The 8356-nt window shown below is 64.0% G+C and carries 9 protein-coding genes; 5 read left to right on the top strand and 4 right to left on the bottom strand.

Annotated elements, in window-relative coordinates; genetic code table 11:
• Window positions 1–194: 194 nt before the first annotated feature.
• Window positions 195–932, top strand: a complete 738-nt coding sequence (locus tag ABD774_RS20905; RefSeq protein WP_345045561.1) for a GntR family transcriptional regulator — start codon at window positions 195–197, stop codon at window positions 930–932.
• 44 nt (window positions 933–976) lie between these two features.
• On the opposite strand, the gene ABD774_RS20900 is transcribed toward ABD774_RS20905, so the two are convergent.
• The 4 genes from ABD774_RS20900 to ABD774_RS20885 all read right to left on the bottom strand — a co-directional run bounded on the left by ABD774_RS20900 (window position 977) and on the right by ABD774_RS20885 (window position 4313).
• On the bottom strand, window positions 977–1975 hold the full coding sequence (locus ABD774_RS20900) for an IS481 family transposase (RefSeq protein WP_345045559.1): 999 nt from the start codon (window positions 1973–1975) through the stop codon (window positions 977–979).
• Window positions 1976–2090: 115 nt separating this feature from the next.
• Window positions 2091–3029, bottom strand: a complete 939-nt coding sequence (locus ABD774_RS20895) for a transketolase family protein (RefSeq protein ID WP_345045556.1) — start codon at window positions 3027–3029, stop codon at window positions 2091–2093.
• The gene (locus ABD774_RS20890; RefSeq protein ID WP_345045554.1) at window positions 3019–3870 is read right to left on the bottom strand and encodes a transketolase; all 852 of its coding nucleotides are present in this window, start codon (window positions 3868–3870) and stop codon (window positions 3019–3021) included. The genes ABD774_RS20895 and ABD774_RS20890 overlap by 11 nt, the downstream gene beginning before the upstream one ends.
• Window positions 3867–4313 (bottom strand): RpiB/LacA/LacB family sugar-phosphate isomerase, encoded by a 447-nt coding sequence (locus ABD774_RS20885; protein ID WP_345045552.1) that lies wholly within the window; start codon window positions 4311–4313, stop codon window positions 3867–3869. Before ABD774_RS20885 ends, ABD774_RS20890 begins: the two co-directional genes overlap by 4 nt.
• 110 nt (window positions 4314–4423) lie before the next feature.
• Between ABD774_RS20885 and ABD774_RS20880 the strand changes: the two genes are divergently transcribed.
• The 4 genes from ABD774_RS20880 to ABD774_RS20870 all read left to right on the top strand — a co-directional run bounded on the left by ABD774_RS20880 (window position 4424) and on the right by ABD774_RS20870 (window position 8157).
• On the top strand, window positions 4424–5449 hold the full coding sequence (locus tag ABD774_RS20880) for an HAD-IIA family hydrolase (protein ID WP_345045550.1): 1026 nt from the start codon (window positions 4424–4426) through the stop codon (window positions 5447–5449).
• A 161-nt stretch (window positions 5450–5610) separates the two neighbouring features.
• Complete coding sequence (locus ABD774_RS20875) at window positions 5611–6246, top strand: SGNH/GDSL hydrolase family protein (RefSeq protein ID WP_345045547.1); 636 nt, start codon at window positions 5611–5613, stop codon at window positions 6244–6246.
• Between the two features lie 21 nt (window positions 6247–6267).
• Window positions 6268–6669, top strand: a complete 402-nt coding sequence (locus ABD774_RS21795) for a carbohydrate-binding protein (protein WP_425554623.1) — start codon at window positions 6268–6270, stop codon at window positions 6667–6669.
• A 240-nt stretch (window positions 6670–6909) separates the two neighbouring features.
• Complete coding sequence (locus tag ABD774_RS20870) at window positions 6910–8157, top strand: IS256 family transposase (RefSeq protein ID WP_345045545.1); 1248 nt, start codon at window positions 6910–6912, stop codon at window positions 8155–8157.
• Window positions 8158–8356: the final 199 nt, after the last annotated feature.

Here is an 8356-nt window from a genome sequence, read left to right as displayed (position 1 = left end):
ACAACCATCACCGCCGGCACTCCTCGCTCGGCTACCTACCCCCAGTCGAGTACGCTCGGCAGTGCAACCATCAAATGGAAACCGACGACTCACAGAGCGTCCGGACCGAATGAAGGGGGCGGCCCAGATCGACAACAACCTTTCCGGACATCACAACTAGGTAAGGTCATGTGGAAAGTTTTGGAGGCATAAAGATGACGGACGTGATTGAGCGCGACTCAGCGACACCGATCTATCAACAGCTCGAGGACATCTTTCACGCGAAAATCGCCAGTGGTGAGTGGGCACCCGAGCAGCGCATCCCGTCGGAGAACGAGCTGAACCGGGAGTACAGCCTGAGCCGCATGACGATTCGTGGTGTGCTCAACAAACTGGCGGGTGATGGTCTGCTCATCCGCGTCGCCGGCAAGGGCACATTCGTCGCCCCGCAAAAGATCAACGCGGTCTCTCCTGCATACAAAGGAATCCGTGAGCAGCTCGAAGTGCTCGGGTACGACATCGCGACGACGTTGATTTCTACGGAGCGCGTTCCCGCGCCGACGAGAGTGCGTGAGCACCTGAATCTGCCGGCGGGCGCCGAGGTCATCGCCATCATACGACTGCGGACGGTAGACGGGAAGCCTCTGAGCGTCCACCGCTCCTTCGTGCCAGCGAGCCTCGCGCCGGGACTGGATCAGCTGGATGTCGTCAACGAGCAGCTGTGCGTGGTTCTCGAAGACAAATTCAATCTGTCGATGAAGAGCGTCTCCGAAGATCTGGAAGTCATCGCCGTCGAAGGAACCGACGCCAAGCTGCTGGAGCTGCGCAAGGGCGGCCCGGCACTGCTGTTGACGGATGTCATCACGAACCCGGCAGGGGCGGCCTTTGAGTACTCGACCATCGTCTTCCGCGGCGATACGGTGCGGCTGAAGTTCGATTACAAGCGTGAGTGAACCCGCCGTGGTGGATGACTCGGGGTCCACCACGGCGGGTCCGCCTAGGTGTGATGTCCAGGCAGGTTGTTGATTCTGCTGACGGGCGCGGCTCCGACTGCGGAGTGGTGCCTGTGATGATTGTAGAAGTGCAGCCAGCCGGGTAGCGCGTCTCGGCGTTCAGATTCGGATCCGTAGAAGCGTGCGTAGGCGCAGCCGTCGGCGAGGGTGTGGTGGAAACGCTCGATCTTGCCATTGGTCTGTGGACGAGGACGATAGGGGCGGGTGCGTTTGTGTCGGACGCCGCGCATGACGCAGGCATCGCGCCATGCGTAGGAGCGATAGGCCGACCCGTTGTCGGATAAGACACACTCGACGGTGACGCCGCGGTCTGCGAACCAGGCGACGGCGCGTGTGAGGACGCCGATCGCCGTGTCGGCTTTCTCGTCGGTGCAGATCTCGGCGTAGGCAACGCGGGAGTAGTCATCGATGACGGTGTGCACGAATGCGGTGCCGATGTTCGGGTGACCTTTGCCGGTTCTTCCCGTGCGCAGTGCCGTCGTTGCCTTGTGCTTGTCCCCTTGCTGCTTGCCGACGAACCGCCAGCCACCGCCGTCGGGGATGTTGCCGAACTTCGTCACGTCGACGTGGACCATCGCCCCGGGATGGGGATGCTCATATCGGCGGATCGGTTCGCCGGTGACCCGATCGATGCGACTGAGTCGGTTGATACGGTAGCGCACCAGCACCGCATGAACAGTCGAGGCCGGGAGGCCGAGTTCTCCGGCGATCTGTGCCGAGCCGAGCCTGCGTCGCGACCGTGCTTTCACGATCCGTTTGACCAGCTCAGGAGGCGTCTTGGTAGGCATCGAACGCGGCCGGCTGGACCTGTCGATCATCCCCGCAGCCCCCTCGGCGCGAAACCTCGCCGCCCACTTGCGTGCCGTAGGCGGCGAGGTCATGAACATCTTCGCCGCGAAAGTGGCAGACCAATGCTCTTCGACGATGAGCTTTGCCAGCCGCAAACGAGCGCGCGGGGTCAGAGCAGCGTTAGCGTGGGACACGAAGGCCTCCTGTGTTGTGTGAGCGGTTTCTAGACAGCTCCACTCTCGCAACCGGAGGCCTTCACCCCTCAGCAATCACGAGCGATTCACACAACAACGTCCCTGGACATCACACCTAGCGGACGAGCAGCCGAATGCGCTCGTCCAGTCCCGCGGCGTCAAGCGCGTATCGAGCAAGCAGCCCTGAGTACGTACCGGTGACGATGTGCTCATGCGGCAACCCGATGGCGTGCACGGGAATTCCCGAGGATGCGAGAGCCTCGCCAACGGCCGCGGAGAGACCGCCGCGGGTGTAGTGCTCCTCGACGGTGATGACGCGTCCGGTGCGACGAGCGGACGCGCGGATAAGCGCCGCGTCAACAGGTTCGACAGTTGGCATCCCGATGAGGTCCACATCGACGCCGTCGTCCGCGAGCCGTTGCACCGCGACCACGACCTCCGGGGTGATGGTCCCCGTCGTGACGACCGTTGCGCGAGACCCTTCCCGAATCATCCGCCCTTCCCCGATGGTGAACGGTGCCTGCGGGAACAGATCGGGGATCGATGGGCCCCCGATGCGCATGTACACGGGCCCGTCGTGCTCAATCATCGCCTTGGCTGCCTCCCGGATCTCTCCGGGGTCCTGGGGTGAGAGGACGACGACACCGGGAAGCATGCGGATGATTGCATAGTCTTCGAGGGAGTAGTGTGTGGGCCCGAGGTCGGAGTAAGTGATCCCTCCGTTGCGACCGACGATCTTGACGTTCTGACCCATGTACGCGATGTCGTTACGGAATGCTTCGTAGTTCCGGTTGGTGACAAACGCTGCGATGGCTGCGAAGACGGGGACTTTCCCGGTTGATGCGAGACCTGCCGCGACGCCCGTTGTTCCGTGTTCCTGAATGCCGAACTCGTAGTAGCGGTCGGGGTAGCGCTCGCGAAATGAGCCGAATCCCGACGACAGCCCGCTGTCGGCGGAGAGGACGACGACACGGTCATCGCTCGCAGCGAGGTCGGTCACTGCTTGCCCGAAGGTCTTTCGCGGATCGATAAGAGTAAGCGTCTCAGCAGCCATGGTCGTTCCATTCGCGCAGGTTGTCGATGCGGGCGTGCACTTCACGTTCGGCTCGGTCGAGTTCCTCGACCGTCGGCTTCCAGTAGTGCGAGGCAAGGGTCCCTTCCAGGAAGCTGATGCCCTTCGCCTTCGTCGTGCGAGCAACGACGACAGTAGGCCGGCCCTTTTCACCGTCCGCGGTGCTGACGGCGTCGAGGACGGCATCGATATCGTTCCCGTCGATGGTGACGGTGTTCCACCCGAACGCTGCGAACTTGTCGGCAATCGGCTCCATGTTCATGACCTCAGCGGTCGGCCCGGAGATCTGCAGATCGTTGACATCGACGAAAGCGACGAGGTTGTCGAGTCGGTGGTGGGCCGCAATGGACGCGCCTTCCCAGTTCGCCCCTTCGGGGAGCTCACCATCCCCAAGGACGGTGAAAACCCGTCCTCCGTTGCTCGCTGCGCGAAGGCCAAGTGCCATCCCTGCGGCAATCGACAGCCCGTGACCCAGGGCGCCCGTGTTCGCTTCAATCCCCGGAAGCTTGTGAAGGTCAGGGTGACCGCCGAGTTTGCTGCCGACGGAGCCGTACGTGTCGTACAGCGTCTCCTCGAAGTAGCCGCGCCGGCCGAGGACGGCGTACTGCGCCATTGCTTTGTGGCCCGCGGACAGCAGGAACCGGTCGCGGTTCGGGTCCTTCGGGGCTTGCGGGTTGACGCGCATGGTCGCGAAGTACAGCGCGGTCACGATGTCGATGCACGAGAGTGCTCCTCCAAGGTGGCCAGAACCGCCTGCCCGGACCATCCGCAGGACGTTGAGGCGTGCGAGTTCCGCCTCGATCTGCAGCGGGACGGTATTCATACGCGAGTGTTCTCGGTTTCGTAGTCGTACAGAGCGGCGAGCTTCGGAGCGCTCCGCTCGTTCTCCCCGTACGACACCGAGAGGTATTCGCGAACGAGTCGCTTGACCGACTCGACGCCGGTGACCTGAGCTCCGAATGCGACCATGTTGGCGTCGTTGCTCAGCTGAGCACGCTCGGCTTGGTACGCGTCCGTGAGCAGTGCGCAGTACGCCCCGGGAACCTTATTCGCAGAGATGGAGACGCCGATGCCGGTGCCGCACATCACGACACCACGCTCGACCTCCTTCGCCGCGACGCTTTCCGCCACCGCTATGGCTGTCTTCGGGTACAGGGGGTCGTCGGAGCCGAAATCACGAACCTCGTGGCCGAGCTCGCGAAGGTAATCAGCGACGGCATCCTTGAGGGTGGTTGCATTCGGGTCGCAGCCAATACCAATCAACATGCGGGGACTCCTATCTATACCTGTATAGCCTTGTCTAGCTGAGGATAGACCGAATCGGCGTAGGATGGAAGACCGGACTGTATAGTCCACCCATTGACCTGGGAGACAGCATGGCCAGAGACGCCCACCCCACCCCTCTTGACAGCGCGGACGTCATCCTCTCCGACCTCGACGGAGTCGTGTACCGCGGCGCAGCACCCATACCGCACGCCGTCACCGCTTTGAACGCGGCTCGAGAGACGAAGACGGTGGGGTTCCTGACGAACAACGCCTCTCGGCTGGCAGCGGACGTCGCGGAACAGCTGACGACAATGGGACTGGACGTCGACGCAGATGATGTCGTCACCTCACCGCAGGCGACACTGCTGCTTCTCTCAAGGGTTGTCGAGCCCGGAACTTCTCTGCTGGTCGTCGGTGGTCCGGGGCTGACGACGGTGCTCCAAGGGGCGGGGTACCGACTTGTCCGCACGGCGGATGAGCATCCCGACGCAGTCGTGCAAGGTTTCTCACCACACGTGAGCTGGAATGACCTCGCCGAAGCTGCTTACGCTCTCGCCTCCGGGATTCCGTGGGTCGCGACGAACCTCGACACCTCACTTCCACTCGAGCGCGGACTGGCACCTGGCAACGGAGCACTCGTTGCTGCCGTCCGCGCGGTCATCAATCGCGAACCTCTCGCTGCCGGAAAGCCGGAGACGGCGCTCTTCGACGCCGCCCGCGAACGATTCCCCGGCTCCCGATGGCTATTCATCGGCGACCAGGTCGACACAGACATCAGAGGCGCATGTCGCTCCGAGATGAGTAGCGCCCTCGTCCTCACCGGCATCAGCCGGCCTCAGGATGTTTTCGCCGCACCCTCCGATGCGCGACCTGACTTCATCTTGCGCGACCTGCGTGGTCTCGCGTTGCCGTATCCCTCGACCCGACTCGCGCGCAATGACCAGTTCCTCACATCGACCGTCGCCAACGCCGTCGTGGCTGCCGAAGGCCGTCGGGTGCGCCTCGTGGCCCCAGGAAACGAGCCGATGAATATCATCCGAGCCACAGCTGCTCTCGTCTGGGAACATGCCGCAGCATACGACAATCTCAAACTCGACACTGAGCTTCACGACGCCATCGCCATGGCCCTCGATTAAGGGCGTCAGCGCCTTGCTCGTCAGCAGCTGCCGTCCTCATGCTCCGCAAAGATCCTCAGCAAAACGACGTCGACCTACCGTGCCGGCGGGCTGACGTCTATATGCTCCCGGCCGCGCGGCTCCGACGACTCGCAACAACAGGCGGCGAGAACTCCTACGCCGTGGAGTTCGACACAGACGCCGCAGAGATCGAACTCATGATCGAAGCCCAGTCCACGGGTACGAGCTGGCGTTCATGGGTCTGGATCAACGGACAGCCGCTCACCGCAGCCCCCGAGCAACCCGGAGGGCTGACGGCAACGGCGAACAGCTCCTACCTTTGCAAGCTAACTTTCGCTGATGTTCGCGTGCGTCGAGTACGTGTGTGGCTGCATCGCATTCGCTTTTCAGGAGTATGGGCACTGCCGAGCACGTCCGTAACGCCGACGGCTACCCCCAGCGTCAAGGCAGCGCTCGCAGGGGATTCGTACGTCGAGGCGGGTCTGGACGGAATGCACGCCGCGCTCGCGCTCGCGACTGGTTGGGAGGTATACAACGCGGGTCAAGGGGGCACGGGCTACGTACAGGCGGGAACCGGCTCGGTTTTCGGCAGCAGCACAAGGCTCGGTTGGCTTGAGCAGATCCAGCCCGACGTCATCATTGTGCACGGGACCCTCAACGACGACAGTGCCGGAGCGAGTGCAATCGGCGCGGCCTGCTCCGCCATGTACGCTCAGCTTGCCGCGCGATGCCCACGAGCACTCGTGTTCGTCGTCGGCCCCGAGGTCTCTTCCTTCGCCGACTCATATACCGCGTGACGCCTCGCGAACCGCGACGCAGTGCGCACCGCGGCACTCGCGGCACCGAACGTGATCGGCTATATCGACACCCTCGGCGGACCCGCGAACCGTGGCGCATGGGCAACATCCACCGCCTACGCAGTCGGCGATCGAGTCAGCTACGCAGGCGGCATCTACGTATGCACGAAGGCGCACACATCTCACACCAACGTTGGAACCGGGTACCCGGGCGGGACAGCAATCGCGTACCACTCCGGGTCGTGGAAGCTGGATTCATGGCTCTCTGGAACCGGAAAAGATGCTGCCGCCACCGGCGACGGTATGCGTGACAGGTACCTCAGCAGTGATGGCGTCCACCCGACTGCCCCGTTCTCCGCCTCACTCGGCGGCTATCGACACTGGGCACTTCGTGTAGCGGAGTCTGTCGCCAAGCTGCTCTAGCCCCTTGCGGTTACCCGTCAGCGAGTCCCCCGTTCAGCAGCCCCACCCAAAGAGAAGAGCCCGCCGAGCGACGAGTGCCCGGTGGGCTCTTCTCATCGCTCAAGGCGGGCTTGAGTTAGTTGAGTCCCCGATAGTGGTGTAGCGCGGTCGCCGAGCTCGTCGTGGTTGTAGACGTAGACGCGGCCACCGCGTGATCCTTCGAGTGAACCTCTCACAGCACCCTCGAACGGAGTCATCACGATGACCGCTCCCCACATTGTCGACCCTGCCGGCCTGCTCGGTGAAGCCCTGGCCGAAGCCAGCCCCGACCTGATGCGCTCACTGCTGCAGACCGTGATCAACGCGCTGCTCTCCGCCGATGCCGACGCGGTCGTCGGCGCCGAGTACGGACGCCCAACCCCCGGCCGGGTCTCCCAGCGCAACGGCTACCGCCACCGCGACCTCGACACCCGAGTCGGGACCATCGACGTCGCGGTCCCCAAGCTGCGCAAGGGCACCTACTTCCCCGAGTGGCTCCTGGAGCGCCGCAAGCGCGCCGAGTCCGCGCTGATCACCGTGGTCGCGGACTGCTACCTCGCCGGGGTCTCGACCCGGCGGATGGACAAGCCCGTCAAACAGCTCGGGATCGACTCGCTGTCCAAGTCCCAGGTTTCGCGCATGGCTGCTGACCTCGACGAGCACGTGGAGCAGTTCCGCCACCGTCCTCTCGACGCCTCAGGCCCGTTCACGTTCGTCGCGGCCGACGCCCTGACGATGAAGGTCCGCGAGGGCGGGAGGGTCATCAACGCGGTCGTACTGATCGCGACCGGCGTCAACGGTGACGGACACCGCGAGGTCCTGGGCATGCGGGTCGCGACGTCCGAAACCGGAGCAGCGTGGAACGAGTTCTTCGCCGACCTCACCGCCCGCGGCCTGGCCGGGGTCCGACTCGTCACCTCTGACGCGCACGCCGGCCTGGTCGAGGCAATCGCGGCGAACCTGCCCGGCGCGAGCTGGCAGCGGTGCCGCACCCACTACGCGGCGAACCTCATGTCGGTGACACCGAAGAACATGTGGCCGGCGGTCAAGGCGATGCTCCACTCGGTCTACGACCAGCCCGACGCCCCAGCCGTGGCCGCCCAGTTCGACCGGCTGCTCGACTACGTCACCGAGAAGCTCCCCGCGGTCGCCGAGCACCTCGGCGCAGCTCGGGAGGACATCCTGGCATTCACCAGCTTCCCCAAGGACGTGTGGACCCAGATCTGGTCAAACAACCCCGCTGAACGGCTCAACCGCGAGATCCGCCGCCGCACCGACGCCGTCGGGATCTTCCCCAACCGCAACGCCATCGTCCGGCTCATCGGCGCCGTCCTGGCCGAGCAGACCGACGAATGGGCCGAAGGACGCCGCTACCTCGGCCTCGAGGTCCTGGCCCGCTGCCGCATGACCATCGTCCCCACCACCGACCCCGAGATCGGAGCCGACCACCTACCCGCACTCACCGCCTGAACCCCCAAGAAGGAGAACGCAGCGCTACACCACTACCTGGGACTTGACCCTTGAGTTGTTCGGTCAGTTGACCGGGTCTGCTGCACGGATAGGTGACAGGTTGGGTCACGCAGCCTGGGTGGCTGGCGTGGTCATGATGGTCTCGTACTCGATGGGGGTCAACCGGCCGAGGGCGTCCTGTCGTCGACGGCGGTGGTAG

This window comes from Georgenia daeguensis (assembly GCF_039537705.1).
GTDB lineage: Bacteria > Actinomycetota > Actinomycetes > Actinomycetales > Actinomycetaceae > Georgenia > Georgenia daeguensis.
This window is presented reverse-complemented; position numbering and strand designations above follow the sequence as displayed.